Origin of the sequence: Nonomuraea sp. AD125B (assembly GCF_041402765.1) — a bacterium.
In the GTDB taxonomy this organism is placed as follows: Bacteria; Actinomycetota; Actinomycetes; order Streptosporangiales; family Streptosporangiaceae; genus Nonomuraea; species Nonomuraea bangladeshensis.
In genome coordinates this window covers 328,649-349,133 of the sequence record NZ_JBGLOU010000013.1, presented here as the reverse complement: position 1 = coordinate 349,133, position 20,485 = coordinate 328,649, and the positions used below count along the sequence as shown (strand labels likewise).

Sequence of the window (20,485 nt, the reverse complement as noted above, 5' to 3'; positions counted from 1 at the left end):
GCCCGCGTCCGGCTCATCGCAAGCGACACACCGGCCCAGAACCCGCTCCCGCAGACACTTACCGCTTAACCTGCAGAAACAGGATCACGCGAAGCTTGATTCATACACCACGTCCGTGGACGTGACCCCGAGCCGGACCGACGACTGCCAGCGCTAGACGACCACTGCTGGACGATCAGCGCCATTCGACCGGCCACTCCTCCCGGGCCGAAACGAAGGTCCCGTGCTGCGGCACCGTGAACACCCAGCCACACTCCCGCAGCCTTGCCACAGCCTTGCGCGCCGTGACCTTGGCAACCCCATGCCGCCGCATCAACGACTCCTCGCTCGGAATCGCCCGGTGGGGCCGCAGCTCACCCCTCCGAATCCGCAGCACGATCTCGTCCGCGATCCGCACGTAGATGGCCCTCGAACGCTTCCGCAACGGCACCCCGGGCGGCCCCACGAACGTGCCCTCTCCCCGAACGGTGTGGACCAGCCGGCGCCTGCGAAGCTCCCGCGCCACGTTGCGAGCCGTGGTGCGCGCGATCTCGAACTCCACCTCCATGGCGGCCTCACTCGGCACGGCGTCGCCATGCGTCAGCTCACCGCTGGCGATCCATTCCTCGATGATCTCGGCGACCTGGATGTAGAGCGGGACAGGCCCGTCACGGTCGAGCACGTTCCCAGCGTAGACGTCTCGATACGAGCAGTTGAGTGAGATCAAGCCTGGGGCCACGACTCTTTCGGTGAGACATAACTGCCACGCTGCGCAACGGTGTAAATCCAGCCCTGCTCTCGCAGGAGCGCCATGGCCCGTCGCACAGTCTCACGAGCGACGCCGTACTGGCTCACCAAGGCAGCCTCGCCCGGGATAGGACGCCGTGGGCTGAACTCACCTGACTTGATCTGTTCCGCGATGTCCGAGGCTATCTGCTGGTACAGCGGTACTTTTCGCTTCTTGCGAGGAGCTTCGTCGGGTGTGCCGACGAACGCCCCTTCGCCCTGAACGGTATAGACAAGACCCTCTTCGCGCAGAACGTGAATCGCCCGCCTGGCCGTGGTCCTCGCCACGCCGAACTCCTGCTGGATGTCGGCCTCGCTGGGCACCGGATGTCCGGAGGAGAGCCCGGCAACGCGCCGCCGGATGATGTCGGCGATCTGGAGGTAGATGTGGGTGTCGCCGTCGTAGTCGAGCACACAGGAAACATAGGCGAAGAGGTACAAGACCTGGCATATCATGCTGTCCGTTTAGACAGATGCTCCTTACTGCTTCCATGAGAAGATACAACTAGACGTACTATTTGGTCATGACCGAGCTCGCCCTCGCGCCGCGAGTCACCTGTCTCGCCGCTCATGTCCCTCGCCCCCTCCCCGGCCACGCCGCTCTGCATTGGGCACCCCCTCGTCCACTCATGGAACGCGTACGCGTGCGCGACTACACGTGTACCTGCCAGCTCGTCTCCTACGAGCTCTGCCAAGCCGGCGGCCTCTTCTTCATCCGCAGAACGCGCAGAGGCGGCGGAAGCACCCTGATCGATGAGAGCCCCCGATTCAGACCTGTCGCCGTAAAGACGATATGGATGCGGCTTCTGCACGGCGGAATGACCTAACTTATCCCCGCATCAGACCCAAAAACCCGCCCCCGACACCAGATCATTGTGTATCAACTGACACCTTTGGCACCGAAAACCTTTTGCCCCGAGAACCTTTGTGTCGAAATCTACGCGTCGACCTTTGCCTCGACCTCTTGCGCCACCTCGGCATCTTGCGCCGGCATCATCTACGCCCGAATCGAGATGACCCCACCGTTCGGAACCACGCAAGTGCGCACCCTGCACCCTGTGAACCGCTATGCCCGTGAAGAACCCGGGCCTCCCGAACGGCCCAAGGTCCCTGCCTGACTGAACTTCTGGGTCATCTCGAACGGAATCCCCGCTTCCCGGCTCGCCTGCCGCCGCCGAGCCGGGTCTGACACGACATCCGTATCAGGGATATCAAGGTGCTCAGGATGTCGTGTTCCACGGCCGCGGGTACGACCGCGCCCGTTGAGCGGACAGGTGAACTCCGCTCACCTGTCCCGTACACGGCAGGTGTTCCCTCTGCACCGCACCTGCCGTCGGCCATGCCCACGACCACGAGACCCGGCACAGCCGCAGTGCTGGAGATCGCCTGGAAAAGTACCTCAACGTTCGGTGGAGCTTCGTCGACGCTACTCGCGATCACGTCCTCCCCTCAAAGGGACGTCACCAAGAGCAAGCCGCCACGAGATTCCACCCAGTGCAGGTCCGACAGCACCGGCCCCGCTGACTGGCGAGGACCGACGCCGCCGAGGTGAATATCGCCCTATCGGAGGCTGGGATCGTACTGGGTTCTTTGCTGCCGGCACTGACGAAAGAGGCCTGCCGGCGCTGACCGGTAGGTGTTGGCAGAGGGCCCGTATTCCAAGCCGAAGCCGCGGACCCGGAATACGGGCACCTCTGCCGGGCGCACGTGAAGACGCCATCCTTCACGCGCTGCGCGCCTTCGCGCCGCAACCCCAGGCGGAACGCCCCGGTCAGAAAACCATCGACGCGACCGAGAACGCTTCGCCTGAGATCGGCGCGGAAGCATGGATATGACCCTCGCCCCAGGAGGCGGAGGACCACACCCACGACGAGCACTGGCCGGCTGACGTCCATAACGGCCTACCCGCGGCATTAGATTCTCATGGGCCGAGCTTGGACAACGGCTGATCGACGCTATACACAAGATGATTCCCTTTGGCGTTCGGTGGGCGAGTGGACGGCATTTACGTGGGGATTCGCCGCCAAGCGGTGTCCGTGATGATCAGGTGGTCAAGCAGTCGCAATCCGACTGTTTCGGCAGCCTCGACGAGACGGGCGGTCGCTTCCAGATCGGCGTTGCTCGGATCCAGGGAGCCGCTTGGATGGTTGTGCGCGAGGCCGAACATCGCGCCGCCCGTGGTGAGCACCTCAATGATCATCTCGCGAACCGGCATCGCCGTGTGATCGGCGCCGCCTTCGGTGACGACGGACCGTTTCAGCACCCGTCCGCCCGTGTCACACACGACCATGACCAGGCGTTCCTGTGTGTGTCCGCGGAGGAGAGGGGCGCAATGGCCGGCCAGTTCGGTGGTGCTGGTGATGCGTTCGCGCTCAGGTTCGGCCTCGGCCCGCCGGGCGAGGTGGAAGGCGGCCGCGACTCTTGCCGCCTTGGCGGGGCCGATGCCCGGTACGGTGAGCAGCCGATGCGGGTCGGAACGGCCCAGCCTGTCGAGGTCTCCACAGTGATCGATGACTTGTGAGGCCAGATCCAGGGCGCTGGAGCCGCGGAACCCCGAGCCGAGGAGCACGGCCAGCAGCTCCCGGTCCGCCAGGGCATTCGCACCCCTGGACATAAGGCGTTCGCGGGGCCGGTCTTGCTTGGACAAGTCTTTGAGACGCATCGGCAACCTCCGCGACTGTTTTATCAACGACGGCCGACAATTCCCGGTCTGCTTCTGCTAGTCGTTAATCGCCTACCGGCAGAGATTTCGGGTAAAGCGGCTAAATGCCGGGCTGGCTTCGCAACGAGCACACAACGCTTACTTCCGAGACGTAGATGATTGCTGCTGCTGTGCCTTATCGGGATTTATCGCCAATTCTCGCGAGGTGGCCCGACTGCCCACAGTTTGGGTGATCTCGTCTATGGTGGGGAGCACGAAGTTGTGTTGCTCGGATCAGACGACCCGAGCGTTGTACAGCAGCACGCCCTCTCATCCCGGAGAGCGCTGGTCACGACGAACGTGCGCAGAAACGGTCGCGCATGGGCGGAGGCTCACGACAAGACGGCAGTCGACCGAAAGCCGATGCCTCAACCGGAAGTCTTACTGCTGTCTCAGCACTGCCGGGTTTCCCTGCGGGCAGGCACTCGCCACCCGACCGTCCGCCTCGATCAGGTCACGCAACTCGCGCAGCCGGACAGACGGACCTCTTCCTGCCCCCCCGTACCCGAGCTCTGGTTGCGGGCGGAGGGTGTGACCGCAGCCAGCTTCAACTCCGTGACCTGCCGCTCACGGAGGCACGGCGACGCGACCTCGCGCCGCGGAACCCCTGGCGAGCGCATGGGCGCCCCTCCCGCCGGCGCGGCAATCAACCGTCTACAGCGGAAGCTGAGACCCGCGGGCATGTCGCGCCGCCGACACTCGCCGACGAAGAGCGTCCTCGGCGCTGCGACATCACAAGCGACGAATAGGCGGGGTGGGGGTGATGACTGCCTTGCTCGCCTTGGGCTTCGACGTACTGATGCGGAGTATGGATGGTGGAAGGCTCCGGGCGAGGAAATGGTGGGGCTCGCCCGGAGCCTTTCCCGGGGGTCGGCTGAGCAGCTCCTACGCAGGCATGCTGTACGTCACCCGGAACCGGTCCCCGGGAATGACGATGTCGCTCGTCTCAACGGGACGATCGCCCGCCCAATGCGTACGCTCCACGTGCAGCACGTGCACCCCCGCCGACAGGTCAAGTGCGTCGCTCTCGGCTGGGCGGGGAACGCGGGTGCTGACGCTCTCGACGACCTCGGTGACCTTGATGCCGTGTGCGTACAGCCTCGCGAACAGACTGCGCCGCTCCTCCTCGGTATGCGGCGCGAAGTCCATCGGTTCGTACGAGGTGGCGATCTGGAGCGGTCTGCCGTCGCCGCGGAAGACGTAGTGCGTCTTGGTCAGCGTCGTGGTCTCCCTGATGCGGAGGCGCCGAGCGATCTCGGGCCCCGCCTCGGCCGGTTCGCTGTGCCATTCCCAGGTCACGCGTCTGCCCTGAGACTGCAGATCGGCCGCTATCGGGGCCGGATGGTCGAGGTAACGCCAACGGTGGAGCGGGGTCAGAACGGGGCGTTCCCTGACGTAATGGCCAGAGCCGACGCGGCCGATGATGAGACCCTCGCTCGCGAGCACACGCAGCGCATGACGAGCGGCTGTCTCGCCCACCCCGTATTTGCGGGTCAACTGCGCCCGCGACGGAATGGGCGCACCGGGGGGAAGGGTGCCGTCGGTGATCTGTCGCCGAATGTCTTCGACGACACGCAGGTAGACCGGATCTGAGGTGGCCACTAGTCCATCCCTGGGGGGTTCGTGTGAGGCGATGCCCCATGTTGCCGTATTCGGCAGGTAACCGACCGTCATCGAAGGCTGCTGGAGCCCCAACTTTGCGATGGCGGAAAATTATCGGAGAAAGTCTGTAACGCAGCCGTAAGGGCTCCCGATTCTCCGGTAGAGGTCGTCGATGTGTGTACCCCCGAGCACATATCGGCGGCCTCTTCCATTGCTCGTCTTGTCTGGCTGATCGGCGCAACCTGCTGTGACCTCGTGGAACGCGACGACTACCTGCTCAACGACCGGCCCGGCAACCGTCTGCGCCGAACGGCCCGCGGTAATGTTCTGGTCCCGACATGTCCTCCTCGTTCGTATGAAGAGGGGAAGCGTTCGACTCGATCTCCTGGTCGAGAGAGCATTGCCTGAGAAGCCTGATTCGTCCTTGTTTGCTCCAACTGCACCCATATGACTCTCCGTGAAGCCCGGGCCGGTGACGTTCAGCCTGCGCAACGTCCTTCCTGGTGCCTGTGCGATGCCGAGGAGGGACTGTCCGCATCGGACATCCATCTGTATAGACGGTGCAAGCCGGACGAGACGTAAGCCAGGATCGGGGACATGTTTCAGGCTGGCATCCGAGGCGCCCTTCGGGATTTTGGGGCGAGGTCGGAGGGGTGGAGCTGAGCCGGGGCATTGAGGAGGCCCGCGAGGCTGGTCTATGGCCTCTCCACGGGACGCACAGGCGGCTGATGCCGACGGGCGGCCTGCACGGCCCGTTCACAGGTCGGAGATGCGAGGCCAGGACATGAGACCGGCTCTCTTCGTGGAGGGGCGATCGAAGGGGGGTGGAACAGGCTTGTCCTGGAACTCGCGCAACACCAACGCCGTCGCCCGGCCCGCGCGGTACCCCAGCCCCGGCGCGGTGCAGCCCGGCCGACCCCGGCTCAGCCCAGCCCAGCACGGTACAGTCCGGCACGGCGCGGTGCAGCCCGGCCGACCCCGGCTCATTTCGGCCCAGCCGGCTCCACCCGGTACATCCCGGCCTAGCTCGGTAGAGTCAGGCACGGCACCGCACGGCACGGTGCAGGCCCGGCCCAAACGGGGCGCAGCCCCGGCCCGGTCAGTGCGGCCCGGTCCGCCAGCCCGACAGCAGCGCAGCGCGATCGGCCCGTCCCGGCGCGCTGCAGCCCGGCCCAAATAGGGCGCGGCCCAGCCCAGCTCAACCCTGCCCGGCCAAAGCGGCCCAGCCCAGCTCGACCACGGCCCTCCGACTACGGCCCTCCGACTACGGCCCTCCGACTACGGCCGCCCGACTACGGCCCAGCCCGACCACGGCCCAGCCCGACCGCGCGCAGCCCGACCGCGCGCAGCTCGGCCAAGGCTGGTCCGGCCCACCAGGGCCCGGCGCGACGACGGCGCAGAGCGGTCCGGCGCGGCCCGATGCAGTGCAACGCGGCCCCGGGAAGGTGCGACCCGCCGCCGGCGCACCTTTATGAGGGGGCGGCCGACGTCCGGCGCTACGGCAACCCTTGGACGGACCGGTCGGGATAGTGGATCGACCTGTTGGGGTAGCCCGGTTCGTACGGAGTCAGGAGCGGATTGCCCGAGCCGGGTGGTTTGTGAGCCGAGCCTCGGGGGAGCGTCCGCTGAAATGCCCGCGAAAGCGGGCAAAAAGCGGTTCCAGGCAGGCAAAGCGGGGTGGCGGCGTCCAATGGATTTCCGAATCCAGGTAGCGTTCGCACTATGGCATCGCCAACTGGAACCACCGATGCGCCCTTCGGCCGCATGCTGACCGCCATGGTCACGCCGTTCACCGCGGACGGCGAAGTCGATTACGGTGCTGTGCGTCGGCTCGCCACCTACCTGGTGGACGAGCAGCGCAACGACGGTTTGATCGTCAACGGGACGACCGGGGAATCCCCCACCACCTCGGACGAGGAGAAGCAGCGCATCGTCAGCGCCGTCCTCGACGCGGTCGGCGACCGCGCGGCCGTGGTGGCGGGAGCGGGCACGAACGACACCCGCCACAGCGTCGAGCTTGCCAAACAGGCAGCCCGCGCCGGTGCGCACGGGTTGCTCGTGGTGACGCCTTACTACAACAAGCCTCCGCAGGAAGGGCTCTACCGGCACTTCACCGCCGTCGCCGACGCGACCGACCTTCCCGTGATGCTCTATGACATCCCGGGCCGCAGCGGTGTGCCGATCAAGACGGAGACGCTCATCCGGCTCGCGCAACACGAGCGCATCGTGGCCGTGAAGGACGCCAAGGGCGACCTGTTCGCCGCCAGCCAGGTGATGACGGCGACCGATCTCGCCTTCTACTCCGGCGACGATCTGCTCAACCTCGCCTGGCTCTCGCTCGGCGCTGCCGGGTTCGTCAGCGTGGTGGGACACGTGGTGGGTGCCGAGCTGGCACGGATGATCCGCCTGCACAAGAGCGGTGACATCACCGGAGCGCTGGCCGTTCACACCCAGGTCGCGCCCGTGGTGGACGGCATCATGCTGCGCGCGGGTGGCGCGATCATGGCAAAGGCGGCACTGAGCATGGTCGGCGTGCCGGTGGGCCCGGTACGGCTGCCGCTCGTGGACGCCACAGAACAGCAAATCGCCGAGCTGCGTGCTTGCCTGGTGGCCGGCGGGGTGAAGTTGACAGACGTATAGGAACGGGGAGGAACTGGCAGTTTTGTACAGACCATTTGATAGTGGGGGCCATGCATGAGCCATCCGCATCCTGAGCTTGGCCCCCCGCCGGCGCTGCCTGAAGGCGGCCTGCGCATCGTCGCGCTCGGCGGGCTGGGAGAGATCGGCCGCAACATGGCCGTGTTCGAATACGACGGCCGCCTGCTGATCGTCGACTGCGGGGTCTTGTTCCCCGAACCCGACCAGCCGGGCGTCGACCTCATCCTGCCCGACTTCGAGTACATCAGGGACCGCCTCGACGACATCGAGGCCATGGTGCTGACACACGCCCACGAGGACCACATCGGGGCGGTGCCGTACCTGTTGCGCGAACGACGCAACATCCCTCTGATCGGTTCCAAGCTCACTCTGGCCCTGATCGAGGCCAAACTCAGCGAGCACCGGATCCAGCCGAACAAGCTGGAGGTCGTCGAAGGCGAACGGCACGTCTTCGGGCCATTCGACTGCGAGTTCCTCGCGGTCAACCATTCGATCCCGGACGCACTGGCCGTGGCGATCAGGACACCGGCCGGCATCGTCCTGCACACCGGCGACTTCCGCATGGACCAGCTGCCGAGCGATGGCCGGCTCACCGACCTCGGCGGCTTCGCCAGGCTCGGCAGTGAGGGCGTCGACCTGCTGATGTCCGACTCCACCAACGCCGAGGTGCCCGGATTCGTCACCAGTGAGCGAGAGATCGCGCCGGTCATCGACGAGGTGATCCGCACCTCCGAGCAACGAGTCATCGTCGCCAGCTTCGCCTCTCACGTGCACCGCATCCAGCAGGTCATGGACGCCGCCGCCAAGCACGGCCGCAAGGTCGCCCTGGTCGGCCGATCCATGGTGCGCAACATGGGCGTGGCCCGCGACCTCGGCTACCTCAAGGTGCCACCGGAGCTGATCGTCGACTCCCGGGACATCGAGGAGTGGCCGCCGCAGGACGTGGTGCTCATCTGCACCGGTTCGCAGGGCGAGCCCATGGCGGCGTTGTCGCGGATGGCCAATCGCGATCACCCGATCCGCATCGCCCAGGGTGACACCGTGCTGCTGGCCTCCTCGCTCGTGCCCGGGAACGAGACAGCGGTCAACAAGGTGATCAACGGGCTGACCAGGTGGGGCGCCCGGGTCATTCACAAGGGCAACGCGAAGGTGCACGTCTCCGGCCATGCGGCCGCCGGCGAGCTCCTGTACGTGCTGAACCTGACCCGCCCCTCGAACTTCATGCCCGTGCACGGGGAGTGGCGCCACCTGCGCGCTCACGCCAAGCTGGCCGCCCTCACCGGCGTTCCCGACGACCACATCGTCATCGCCGAGGACGGGGTCGTGGTCGACCTGGTCGACGGCAGGGCGAGGATCGCCGGCGCGGTGCATGCCGGCTACGTGTACGTGGACGGCACCTCCGTGGGAGAGATCACCGACACCTCGCTCAAGGACCGCAGGATTCTCGGCGACGAGGGATTCATCTCCGTGGTCGTGGTCGTCGATTCGGCCACCGGCAAACTCACCGCCGGCCCCGAGATCCACGCTCGCGGCTCGGGTATCGATCCTGCGCAGTTCGACGAGTTCATCCCGCAGATCGAGCGGGCGCTCGAGGAGAAGGCCGCCGATGGCGTGGTGGACATGCAGGAGATCCGCCGCGTGGTCCGGCGTACGGTGGGACGCTGGGTGAGCGACACCTACCGGCGCCGGCCGATGATCATTCCTGTGGTGGTCGAAGTCTGACCACCCTGTCGGTACGGCAGACGTCACTCTCGTCTGCCGTACCGAGGTCATCCGCTTTCGCCGCACTGACGTCACCCTCGTCCGCCGCACTGACGCCACTCGATTCTGCCGCAGCGACGACCTACGCCTCTGTCGTACGGACGTCACTCGCCCTTGCCGTACCGAGGGCAGGCCTTCGCCACCATCCAGTGCTGATGGAGGTGTGCCGTCGAGACCGGCGGACGACACAGCGGCTCTGCCACCGTTGGTCACGGCTGTGCAGGCATCGTAGGCGACCGTACCTGAGGCCCCATCACCTGCGGTGAGCAGCGCAGTTCTGCTGCCTGGGGCCGACGGCGCGGTACTGCTTTCCGCGGGCAATGCCCTCGCGCTGCTGTTCGTGAGCAGCGACAGGTTTTCATCCCGGTACGAGAGCGCCGGCCGAACCTCAGCGTGCTGAACCCTCCTCCGTCGCTCATGCTGTCCTGATCGCCGAGGCCTTCGCCGAACCCTACGGGGACGCCCCGGCGGCTGCGGCTGTCGGAGAACCAGCGAAACGACGCCTTGGCCAGGGGCCTGGATAGTTCCGAGAGGTGGCTTCCGCCAGGCGCAAGCCGTCCACAGCAATCCCAGGAAACGCCGAAGGCCGCGCCAAACGCCCTGAACGCAGCGGTGCGCGGTTCCGGGTAGGGAGGACGGCCCCGAGCTCGCCGCCGGCTCTGGACGGCGGCGCGCGCCCGCTTCCCGAGGCATGTCGCTGGGAAGCGGGTACGGCCGTGAGGATGGTGGGTGCATGCAAAACCTCCCTTCGACGTCACCTCAGACGTCCGCTTCGATATGCCGCAAAGAGGCGCCCCGGCCCAGGTCAGACGTCCCTCCGGCGAATCGCCCAAGTGGCGGCGAGGAGGGGCAGGACCGCATAGGCGAGCAGGACTGTGGTGGCGGTCGCGGGTGACAGGAGAGAGCCGAACACCGAGGAGGCATTGCCGTCGCCGGTGATCTGCCGGGGGAGGGCGCCGATCATGACCGAACCGAGCCGTTCACTCCATGGCTCGGGAATGTTGCCGATGATCATCGGAATCACGTAGACGAGGCCGACGATGACCGCGATCGATCCGGCGGTGGAGCGGAGCAGAGCGCCCAGACCGAGCCCGAGCAGTGCGAACACCGGAACCGTGAGGCTGAGAACGGCCAGGACGGGCATCCTGTCCACGAACGGGCTGGCGTACGCACCGGAGAAGCGGTCGCCGAGCACCGCCCGGGACACGGCGTAAGTGCCGAAGACAGCGATCGGACCGATGATCAGGCCCACTGTGCCGACGGTGGCCGCTTTGGCACCGAGAACCGGCCAACGCCGAGGGACGACCGCGAGGCTCGTTCTGATGAGCCCCGTCGCGTACTCGGAGGTCACGGCCAACGCGCCCAGGATGCCCAGGCACAGTTGAGGCACGATCACCAGGACTTCTTCAAGATCTGCGATGCGCGCGTCCGGGCGCTTGTCCAGCGGCGCGCTGTCGTACATCCCTGCGGCCATCACGGCGAGCGCGAGGCCCAGGAGGATGGTCCCCAGGCTCATGCCGAGGATCACGTAGGTGGATCGGACTGAGCGGACTTTCAACCATTCGGCGGCAAGGACACTCATGACGCCGCTCCCTGGCAGGCGGTGAGACGGGTGCGGTGCTCGAAGCCGTTTGCGGCTGTACAGGGGGCCGAGCGGCGGTCTTTCGCGGGGATCATGCGTTTCTTCTCCTGAAGCAGGTGATGGCCGATGGGAAGGGCGGCGTCGGGATAGGCGATGAGGACGGCGAGGGCGGCCCATGGCGGGAGGAAGCCGCCGCCGAAGCGGATCGAGAGGCGTTCGCCGGCCAGTTGCGGGATGAGGCTGGGCAGCAGGAATGTGGCGACGCGGGTGTTCCAGGGCGAGGGAAGGAAGCCACGATGCCAGGAGGACGAGGAACACCGCCGCGACGGAGGCGACGACGTCTGCCTTCGACCTCAGGGCAGTGCCGATGGCCAGCTCGGTGAGGGCCAGGGCGGTGACCGACATCCCAGATGCCAGCAGCATCGGAAGATCGTCGGAGTGGAGGCCGAGTTGAACACGAGGTAGCGGACGGTCCGCGATCGTCGGCTCAGCGCATGGATCCTCAGGAGTGCCGCACTCGCCGACATGAAGCTCCCCAGGACGACGAGAGCGTTGTTGGTCAGGAATAACCTAGTGGCGTGCGGGACTGTGCCGGGGCTTGTGCAGTCATGTCAGCACGTACTCGCTGGGCACGGCCAGCATGCCCAGGACCGCCAGGTTGATCTGGATGAGTGGCAGGAGGCCCTCTTCCGGGTTCGGGGGCGTGCAGAACCCAGGGTGGTCGGCCAGGTTGCTGAGGTGCAACGTCCAAGCCGGGCCCAGAACCACCATGAGGACCGCCGTGCCTAGGACCTGACAGAGGGAAGGGCAGTGGGCGCGGCTTGAGCCGCTCGGCGGAGAGGGCGGCCCTCATCTGGCTGCTCCGTACTGGATGCTGTCGGCCGTCAGGGCCATGTAGGCGTCCTCCAGGGACGGATAGCGACTGGTCAGGTCGGCGACCGTGGCCTCGGTGATGAGCCGGCCTCGGCCGATGATGACGATGCGTTCGGCGGTGAGGGCCATCTCGCTCATCAGATGGCTGGACAGCAGGATCGTCCGGCCCTCGGCGGCCAGGGAACGCATGAGGTCGCGGATCCAGCGCACACCGTCAGGGTCGAGGCCGTTGACCGGCTCGTCGAACATCAGCACACCGGGATCTCCCAGCAGCGCGGCGGCGATGCCCAGCCGTTGCTTCATCCCGAGAGAGAAACCGGCCACGCGTTTTCGCGCCACACCAGCCAGGCCCACCTCCTCCAATACGTGAGCTACACGCCTCGGGCCGATGTCGTTGGTGCGGGCCAGGGCGAGCAGGTGGTTGTAGGCACTGCGGCCACCCTGCACCGCGCCGGCGTCCAGCAGAGCGCCGACCTCGTGCATAGGCTTGCGCAACGAGGTGTAGCGGTGGCCGTTGATCAGCGCCTGCCCGGAAGCGGGGGCGTCCAGGCCCAATATCAGGCGCATCGTCGTCGACTTGCCTGCGCCGTTGGGGCCCAGGAAACCGGTCACATGGCCGGGCTCGACGTTGAAGGTCAGGTTGTCGACGGCGAGAGTGCCGCCATAACGCTTGGTGAGGTGCTGAAGCTCGATCACGGCGTGAAGCTTGCCGGACGGCGGGCGGCAAGCGCGTCGGACCACGGTCCGAACTTCAAGGTCAGACCCCGGGTTGATGTGCGCACGCCGCCGCAGCGGCTACGGTTCCTCGCGTGGACGAGAACCTCGACAGGGTGAGCAGCAAGGACCGCGGCCCCTTCTTCGCCAGAGGCCTGGGGCGCGGGCAGTTGGTAATGCTCGACCTGGTGGCGGGGATCGTCATCGCCTTCGTGTTCCTCACGTCCGCGGCCGCTGCGGCGCACCTTCCGCCGTGGGCGAAGGTCGCACTGCCGCTCGGGCTCGGGTTGCCCTTGGCGTTGCGGAGGGTGTGGCCGATGCCTGTCTTCCTGTTCACACTGGCGCTCGCGGTCGTAGCTCAGATCACGGGCGCCGTCACGTTCTCCTACTTCGCGCCCGCGTACGCGCTCTACGTGGTCGCGCTGAACGAGCGAGTCGGCAGCCTGGTGCCGGTCTCGGCCATCGGGTCGCTGAGTCTGTTCACCGTCGCGGGGTTGGTGGTGGCGGGTACGCCGCAGACCGTCCCCTCATGGGTCGTGAACCTCGACGAGCCGTTGATGGGCATCGCAGCGCTAGGCGGCGCCTGGACGATCGGCAGAGCCGTGTACGAGCGCCGACTGTACGCGGCGCGCAATGCCGAGCGATTGGCTGCGCAGGCGGTGACACAGGAACGGCTGCGGATTGCCCGAGAACTTCACGATGTCGTCACGCACAACGTGGGCTTGATCGCGGTCAAGGCCGGAGTGGCGAATCACGTGATCGCGACCAGGCCGGAGGAAGCGCGGGACGCCTTACGCGTGATCGAGACCGCGAGCCGCGGCGCCTTGATCGAGATGCGGCACTTGCTCGGGATGTTGCGATCGACTTCTGATGCGGCGGATCGAACCCCGTCCCCAGGGCTTGCTGGGCTGGACGGTCTTGTCCGACAAGCTCGGTCCGCAGGAATTGAGGTGCAGTTCGAGGCGCGCTTCCACGCTGCCACGGGGAAGAGGAGCGTGATCGGAAGCCCGAGCGAAGACCAGGACGATTCGGATGGACAGCACGTCGGTGGCGATGAGCTTGTCGGTCGAGATGCTTCAGGTCGAGGTGCTGCCGGTCGAGATGACGATGACCGGGGCGTCGAGCGGCTCAACGGCATCGATGGCGTCGACCGTGGCGGTGCGCGGCGTAATGGCGCGGGCCGTCGTAATGGCGCGGGCCGTAACGGCATGAGCGGTGCCACGGCTGGTGGCTCTGTGACTGATGACAGTACGGCTCGTGGCGCTGGTGGAGACGGCGCTTCAGGTGACGGTGGAGGGGCCGAGGGTGTACGGGCCAACGGTGCACCAGCTGGCCCCGCGGCTTCTGGGCCCAGGGCTTCCGGACCCACGGGTTCCGGACCCACGGGTTCCGGACCCACGGCTTTCGGTACCACGGCTTCTGACACCGCCGCCCTAGGCGCTGGTGCTGATGGCGTAGCTGTTAGTGGTGTCGTGTCTGGCGGCGAGGGCGTTGGTGACCACGGAGTTGGTGGCGGGGGCATTGGTGGCACTACCACGGCCGCCGGGTCTTCGGTAGCGCGATTGCCTGAGGGGGTCGAGCTGGCTGTGTACCGGATCGTGCAGGAGGCGCTTACCAACGTGATCAAGCATGCCGCGCCGGCACGGTGCCGGGTCTCCGTTCTGGGTGATGGAAGGGACGTGAGGATCGAAGTCGTCGATGACGGACCGGGCAGGAGAACTCTGCCCTCTGCAGGGGCCGGTCATGGGCTGATCGGCATGCGAGAGCGGGTGATGATGTACGGCGGCGCCTTTGAGGCCGGAGGTCTGCCTGGACGAGGATTTCGGGTATTCGCACGCTTGCCGTACGGGGAGGAGGTCACGTGATTCGAGTGGTCATTGCCGACGACCAGGCCTTGCTCCGGGGCAGCTTCAAGGTGCTGGTCGACTCCGAGCCGGACCTCGCTGTGGTCGGAGAGGCGGCCACCGGGGCGGAGGCGGTCGCGGTAGCCCTGAGGCAGAAGCCAGACGTGGTGCTGATGGATGTACGAATGCCGGAGATGGACGGTATTGAGGCCACGCGGCAGGTCAGAGAGGTGTCTCGGGTTCTGGTTGTGACCATGTTCGACTTGGATGCGTATGTTTACGATGCTCTGCGCGCAGGGGCGAGCGGGTTCTTGCTCAAGGACACACCTCCCGCCGAGCTGCTGGCTGCCATTCGAATTGTGGCCGGCGGAGAAGCGCTGCTGGCTCCCACGGTCACGCGGCGGTTGATTGAGCAGTTCGCTCGTAGTCCGGTGTTTCCCCAGGTGAAAGGGCTGGATGGGGTCACGGAGCGGGAGCGCGAGGTGCTCCTGCTGATCGCGCGTGGATTGTCGAACGGGGAGATCGCTCTGCATTTGCAAGTGAGCTTGGCGACGGTGAAGACGCACATCACCCGGCTGCTGGCCAAGTTGGAGGCTCGGGATCGGGCGCAATTGGTGATTGCTGCCTACGAGAGTGGGTTGGTCTCTGCCGCGCTATGAGCGGCCGAGGGGTGACGTTGTTAGGGCATGTCGATAGCAAGGCAGTATGTCGTAGTAGTCCGGATGCGGTTTGCGGGACCGGTATATCGGTAGTGCTTGGCTGTCGCTGGTATGACTGGGCGGTTGGGGCAGTTCGTCGGACTGGCGGCTTTGCGACTTTAGAGCCCCTATTGATGTATTGGGTGATGGCGCTTTGAGTATGTGCCCCCGATGGGGTCGAGGGCACTGATTTCGGTTAGGATTCGCCGTTTTCCAACAGGCGGTCGAGCCGGATGCCCAGGTCGATCATCTCGCAACGGAGTGAGTCGAGGGCTCGCACGAGGTCGGAGTGCGAAGTTTTGAGATAGTCGTTGAGCTGGCAGCGAACGCCGGCCACCTCGTCGCCCCACGCTGCGAAATCTTCGGCTACGTCGGCTCGGAGTTCGGCGATGTCCGTTCGGAGGGCGGTGATGATACTCACGGTTGCCGTGCGGTCAGTGTCGGCGATCATGCACGCCTCCAGAGCCTCAACACGCAGTTTCAGACCGAGGATCTCCGTCTGCACGTCCACGCATTCCTACCTTTGCGGTAGTCGGGAGAGACGTCGGCCTCTCATGGCCGGGTCTCGCTTGCTGTTATCCATGGTCGCAAGCAGTTGGGGGTGCTGTGGCACGAGCGGTCGGCGGCGGGAGTGGGTTTGTACTTCTGCGTGTTGAGCCGTTCATCCCGGAGCCCCAGCATGTCCGATTTGGCCGGAGTTTCGGGGGGAAGAAAACTGCCCCTGAGGACAGCTGAGTCGTGGCCGTTTTGCCTGTTATGCGTGGAGTGTGAGTGTAGGCGCGTGGTGGAAGCGTTCGCCGGGGTTGGCTGCGGATGTGGGAGATGAGGGCCGGGCCGGTGCGAGGGGTTCCGGTAGGGGCGGTTGTCGTCCTGGCGGAGATTGCAGCGCTTCTTGATGGAATCTGTGTCTAACGGTTTCAATGATCGATAGCGACGCTAGTTCCCGTGATGGCTCTTGATGCGTTTGTACACTGGTTCGGGCTGCTGTGGCTGGCCGGTATTCTTGACGCAGAATCGAGTGATGCCGAAAGGACTCGGGGAATTATCAGTGGGGCCTGATATTTTCCCGCTTGGCGTAGGGCCATAGTCGCAGATAATACGGTTAAGTTCGGCGGTTCTGATGACTGTGGTCACATGTCGATTGGATCTGGCCATATCCGGTCGCTTTGGGTGATGCTGCTTAGTCTGGTCCGTGTGGGGCAGGGGCGACTGCTATGGCGATGGCGATGACGATGAAGAAAGCACTGCTGCGGACTGGTGTGGCCAGCGCTGTAACAGCGGTCGTGGGATCAATCGGAACGAATCCTCGTACTCGTTGGTATCGGCGGCTGCGGAAGCCTGGCTGGCAGCCACCGGCGCAGGCGTTCCCACTGGTGTGGACGCCGCTCTATGCGCTCATCGCGTTCGGGGGCGCGCGGGCGCTGTCTCAGGGGGACGGGCAGCAGCAGAAGGCGGTCGAGCGGGCTCTGGCTGGAAATTTGGCACTCAACGCGACGTGGTCTGCGATCTTCTTTCGGGCGCGTTCGCCTCGGTGGGCGTTGGCCGAGATAGCGGCGCTCAACGTCTCTAACGTCGTGCTCGTCCGGCAGGCTATGAAGGTCGATCGCGTGGCAGGGATTGTCCTGTTGCCTTATGCGGTGTGGACTCTGTTCGCGACGGCTCTCAACGCTTCCATCGTTCGGCGTAATCGCTGAGTGCTGGTGATTGAGCTGGTGGTCTGACTCGTGCAGGTGCGGCGGGCGGGTTGTCGAAAGCGCCGAGACGGTTGTTGGGGGCCTCGTGTGCGCTGGCGGTGGGATGCCTGCGGGACCGGGCGATTCAGCCGATGTCGGCATCGGGGCTGAGTTCACCTGGGGGCGAGCTGACCTGGAGGTGAAGTCGGCTGGGTCTACACAGCCCCGCGGGAACTGGCCTCGCCAGTGGGAACCCGGCCTCGTCAGTGGGAACCCGGCCTCGTCAGTGGGCATCGGGCTCGCAGTGGGCATCGGGCTCTGAGGGGTTGCAAGGCTTGAGGGGGCAGGGCCTTGTACGGGGGTGCCGGGTTGGGCGGCGGATATGCGGCCCGGTGAATCGCTTTCTGATCTGATGGGCTGTCGCTGGCGCAGGGCTGTTCTTTGGTGCACATGGGGCGGACTGAAGTCGATGTTCCGGTCTGCCTTCGGAGGCGGCTGGTGGTGTGGTTGTGGTGTGTCTAGGGGATTGGCGTCTGGGTGCACGGGGGCTGGGGTTAGGTGAGTTGGCGTAGGGCCTCGGTTAGGGCTGCCAGGCGGGTGGGGGAGGCCAGGCCTGCGTGGTACAGGTGGAAGTCGGTGGCGCCGGCTTTGGCGTACGTTCTGATGTGGTCGGCCAGGATCGATGCGTCCGCTGGGCGTGGGGGGAGCGCGAGGACGTAGGCGCCTACGCGCTGGGTGGGCGTGGTCAGGGTGGTCAGGTGAGTCAGGCGGGGCGCGTCCTGGCTGGGATCGCCCCAGCAACTGGCTACCAGGACGTCGGCGGCGGGGTCGCCTGACGGGAGAGCGGCGAAGGCGCCGGTTGCCCAGGGGTCCGGGTTGGCGTGCAGGGCGATGGGGATGTTCGGGGCGAGTTCGCGGATGGTCGTCAGGAGGCGGTGGCGCAGGGTTGCGGAGAGAGCGACGCGGGTGGTGCGTACTTCGTCGGCGAGGGGACCGAGGGCTTCTTCCACGGTGAGGAAGTCGGAGGTCGGGAGGGTGCGGTCGAGGACTGCGCGGACTCTCGCTTCGGTGGGCTCCGGGTAACGAGGGGCGCAGGATGTGCAGAAGCAGAGGGAGAGCAGGTCGGAGTCCACGGCGGTCCAGTCGGCGCCGGACGTCTTTTCGTGGACGCTCAGGTGGCTGAAGCCCATCGGGCCACAGGCTTCCAGGATGAAACCGTCAGGCGTGGCGAGCGTGAGGATCTCCCTGACGAGGTGGTCGCAGTAGTCGAGGACGTCGTCGTGGGCGGGGCACAGCGCGTACGGATACGGGTCGCCGAAGGCGTTCCGGACGATCAGATCGGGGTTCGCGGCGCCTAGTCGGGAGTTGTGGGTCAGGACCGTCCAGGCGTGAACCTGGAGGCCGACCGCTTTGAGGGCGTCCCTCGCCTGTAGGAAGGCGTCGGCCGGTGTCCAGGTCGGGGACGCCGGGCGTAGGCGGGACCAGGCGGACGGGCGTACCGGGAGGTAGAAGGCGGGGTACGGGGCGTCCAGGACGCGGTGTGACGGGTGGTACGGAGTGGCGGCCCGGGTCGAGTGGTAGCTGGCGGCCAGGGCGATCGCGTCCACGCCGAGCGCGGCGAGGCGGTCGGGTGCGGACGGGTCGCCGACCACGTCCCAGGGGTAGACATATGCGATGTTCATGGGACCCACTCGGCTCCTGACGGATGAGGCGGCTGCTGCTGTTGCGTGGTTACTACTTGGCTTTGGCTGGCTTGGTCTTGAGGGGAACGGCCCGGCCCAGGTAGGGCGTTGTGCGGTGCGGCGTTCTGGGTGGTTGTGCATGGCCCTGGTAGGCGGCTGCGTGGGGGTGGTGTGTCGGGAGGGTGTGCGGAGCGGCGTGCTGATCGGTTGTGGGGACGGTGTGTAGGGCGGTTGTGCATGCCTTGATGGGCGGCTGTGCGGGCGGTGTGCCGGGAGGTCGTGCTGGGCGATTGTGGGGGCAGTCGCTGGGCCGGTCTTGCTAGGCAGCGCGATGGGCGGCTGTGTTGAGGGGTGGGTGGTGGCCTGGTGGTCGGGGCGCTGCTGTTGAAGCGGTCGTGCGACTGCCTTGGCGGGGCGGTCGTTATCGGTTGATGGTGGTGACGACTGTGGTGGCTGTCCTGGTGGTGCTGCCGGTTTCGGGCGCAGGATCGCCGGTCGGCCGGGGCTGCTGTGGCGGGCAGCTTTGATGCGGCGGTTGTTTGGGCTGGGCTGGATGAGTGGAAACGGTGGTGGGGTGGGGGCGTTTCGGGGCGGCGGTTTGACAGTTAGAGGTGGGGGAGGAGAAGCGGGGCGGGAGTTGAGTGGGAGGGTGGGGGCTACCAGCGGGGGCGGGTGGTGGAGAAGGTTGGGTCGAAGCGTTGCATGTACGTCGTGTCGTCCCGTGCCACGATTCCGCACTTCTCGTACTGCTCGTGCATGCGGGCCAGTGCGTCCCGGTCGAGTTCCACGCCCAGGCCGGGGGCGGTGGGGACGGGGACGGCGCCGTCGGTGAAGCGGAGTGCGCCGGGGGCGATCACGTCCTGGCCGTCCTGCCAGGGGGTGTGGGTGTCGCAGGCGAACGTGAGGTTCGGCGTGGCGGCGGCGAGGTGGGTCATGGCGGCCAGGCTGATGCCGAGGTGGGAGTTGGAATGCATGGACAGCGACAGGCCGAACGTCGCGCACAGGCTGGCCACGTGGGAGGAGCGGACGAGGCCGCCCCAGTAGTGGTGGTCCAGCAGGAGTACGCCGATCGCGCCGGCGGCGATCGCGGGGGGCAGGTGGTCGGGGGTGACCACGCACATGTTCGTGGCGAGGGGCATGGGGACGGAGGCGGCGACCTCGGCCATGCCGGAGATGTCGGGAGTGGGGTCCTCCAGGTACTGGAGCAGGCCGTCGAGTTCGCGGCCGACGCGGATGGAGGTCGCGACGCTCCAGGCGGCGTTGGGGTCAAGGCGGAGGGGCACGCCGGGGAACGCCTCGTGCAGGGCTCTGATCGCGGCGATCTCCTCGTCCGGCGGGTAGACGCCGCCCTTGAGTTTGATCGACTTGAAGCCGTACTCCTTGATGAGGAGGGCGGCCTGCTCGACGATGCCCGCCGGGTCCAGCGCGGGGCCGAAGCGGTCCGGCTGGTCGCCGGGGTGGCCGGCCCACTTGTAGAACAGGTACGCGCTGTACTCGACGGCGTCGCGGACGCGGCCGCCGAGCAGGTCGACGACGGGCACCCCGGCCGCCTTGCCGCGAATGTCCAGGCAGGCCACCTCGAAGGCGGCGAAGACCCGGTCGACGCTCTTCTCCTTGGTCGCGACGCCGGTCAGGCCGTGCAGGTCGGTGACCACGTCGCCGACGGTGGCGGCCACGCGGGCGTACATCTCGTTCGTGGCGTGGACGTCCAGCCCGACCAGGGCCTGCGCGCACTCGCGCACCTTGCCGAGGTGGCCGAGGTCGCCGTAGGTCTCGCCCAGCCCGGTCAGTCCCTCGTCCGTGACGACCTCGACAATGGTACGGAGGGCCCATGGTTCGTGGACCCCGGCGGCGTTGAGGAGGGGTGGATCCCGGAATGCGACTGGGGTGACGTGGATCTCCCTGATGATCATCTCGACCGCCGTCCATATA

The 20,485-nt window shown here is 66.4% G+C and carries 14 protein-coding genes and 1 pseudogene; 5 read left to right on the top strand and 10 right to left on the bottom strand.

The genetic code is table 11. The features are described from left to right. Nucleotides 1-175: 175 nt before the first annotated feature. The 4 genes from ACBR40_RS32400 to ACBR40_RS32385 form a co-directional block, all read right to left on the bottom strand. Nucleotides 176-661, bottom strand: coding sequence for a GntR family transcriptional regulator (locus ACBR40_RS32400; RefSeq protein ID WP_344205038.1), 486 nt, complete (start codon nt 659-661; stop codon nt 176-178). A 41-nt stretch (nt 662-702) separates the two neighbouring features. Beyond that, entirely contained in the window at nt 703-1,179 is a 477-nt protein-coding gene (locus tag ACBR40_RS32395; RefSeq protein WP_344205036.1) for a GntR family transcriptional regulator, read from the bottom strand. A gap of 1,591 nt (nt 1,180-2,770) precedes the next feature. Then, nucleotides 2,771-3,427 carry a DNA repair protein RadC gene (gene radC, locus ACBR40_RS32390; protein ID WP_344205034.1) on the bottom strand — a complete coding sequence of 219 codons (657 nt, stop codon included), beginning with the start codon at nt 3,425-3,427 and terminating at the stop codon, nt 2,771-2,773. Nucleotides 3,428-4,351: 924 nt separating this feature from the next. Then, a complete protein-coding gene (locus tag ACBR40_RS32385) occupies nt 4,352-5,068 on the bottom strand; it encodes a GntR family transcriptional regulator (RefSeq protein WP_344205032.1) in 717 nt (238 codons plus the stop codon). Nucleotides 5,069-6,790: 1,722 nt separating this feature from the next. On the opposite strand from ACBR40_RS32385, the gene dapA reads away from it, so the two are divergent. Both dapA and ACBR40_RS32375 read left to right on the top strand, forming a co-directional pair. After that, a complete protein-coding gene (gene dapA / locus ACBR40_RS32380; RefSeq protein ID WP_344205030.1) occupies nt 6,791-7,708 on the top strand; it encodes a 4-hydroxy-tetrahydrodipicolinate synthase in 918 nt (305 codons plus the stop codon). A 54-nt stretch (nt 7,709-7,762) separates the two neighbouring features. Further along, complete coding sequence (locus tag ACBR40_RS32375) at nt 7,763-9,448, top strand: ribonuclease J (RefSeq protein WP_364450909.1); 1,686 nt, start codon at nt 7,763-7,765, stop codon at nt 9,446-9,448. Between the two features lie 844 nt (nt 9,449-10,292). Here the strand turns inward: ACBR40_RS32375 and ACBR40_RS32370 are convergent. The 3 genes and pseudogenes from ACBR40_RS32370 to ACBR40_RS32360 all read right to left on the bottom strand — a co-directional run. Next, nucleotides 10,293-11,069, bottom strand: a complete 777-nt coding sequence (locus tag ACBR40_RS32370) for an ABC transporter permease (protein WP_371251205.1) — start codon at nt 11,067-11,069, stop codon at nt 10,293-10,295. Nucleotides 11,070-11,675: 606 nt separating this feature from the next. Further along, complete coding sequence (locus tag ACBR40_RS32365) at nt 11,676-11,840, bottom strand: hypothetical protein (RefSeq protein ID WP_371251204.1); 165 nt, start codon at nt 11,838-11,840, stop codon at nt 11,676-11,678. Nucleotides 11,841-11,984: 144 nt separating this feature from the next. Then, nucleotides 11,985-12,638 (bottom strand): annotated as a pseudogene (locus ACBR40_RS32360) (ABC transporter ATP-binding protein); the annotation flags it as partial. A 113-nt stretch (nt 12,639-12,751) separates the two neighbouring features. On the opposite strand from ACBR40_RS32360, the gene ACBR40_RS32355 reads away from it, so the two are divergent. Next, nucleotides 12,752-14,521: a sensor histidine kinase gene (locus tag ACBR40_RS32355; RefSeq protein ID WP_371251203.1), complete on the top strand. Its 1,770-nt coding sequence runs from the start codon at nt 12,752-12,754 to the stop codon at nt 14,519-14,521. Beyond that, nucleotides 14,518-15,159: a response regulator gene (locus tag ACBR40_RS32350; RefSeq protein ID WP_371251201.1), complete on the top strand. Its 642-nt coding sequence runs from the start codon at nt 14,518-14,520 to the stop codon at nt 15,157-15,159. Before ACBR40_RS32355 ends, ACBR40_RS32350 begins: the two co-directional genes overlap by 4 nt. A gap of 235 nt (nt 15,160-15,394) precedes the next feature. Here the strand turns inward: ACBR40_RS32350 and ACBR40_RS32345 are convergent, their stop codons facing one another. Next, a complete protein-coding gene (locus ACBR40_RS32345; RefSeq protein ID WP_344205020.1) occupies nt 15,395-15,709 on the bottom strand; it encodes a hypothetical protein in 315 nt (104 codons plus the stop codon). 703 nt (nt 15,710-16,412) lie between these two features. Here ACBR40_RS32345 and ACBR40_RS32340 point away from each other — a divergent pair. Then, nucleotides 16,413-16,892, top strand: a complete 480-nt coding sequence (locus ACBR40_RS32340; protein WP_371251199.1) for a TspO/MBR family protein — start codon at nt 16,413-16,415, stop codon at nt 16,890-16,892. Nucleotides 16,893-17,425: 533 nt separating this feature from the next. On the opposite strand, the gene ACBR40_RS32335 is transcribed toward ACBR40_RS32340, so the two are convergent. Both ACBR40_RS32335 and ACBR40_RS32330 read right to left on the bottom strand, forming a co-directional pair. Next, nucleotides 17,426-18,553: a hypothetical protein gene (locus tag ACBR40_RS32335; protein ID WP_371251197.1), complete on the bottom strand. Its 1,128-nt coding sequence runs from the start codon at nt 18,551-18,553 to the stop codon at nt 17,426-17,428. A 656-nt stretch (nt 18,554-19,209) separates the two neighbouring features. Further along, nucleotides 19,210-20,466: a glucarate dehydratase family protein gene (locus tag ACBR40_RS32330; protein WP_371251195.1), complete on the bottom strand. Its 1,257-nt coding sequence runs from the start codon at nt 20,464-20,466 to the stop codon at nt 19,210-19,212. Nucleotides 20,467-20,485: the final 19 nt, after the last annotated feature.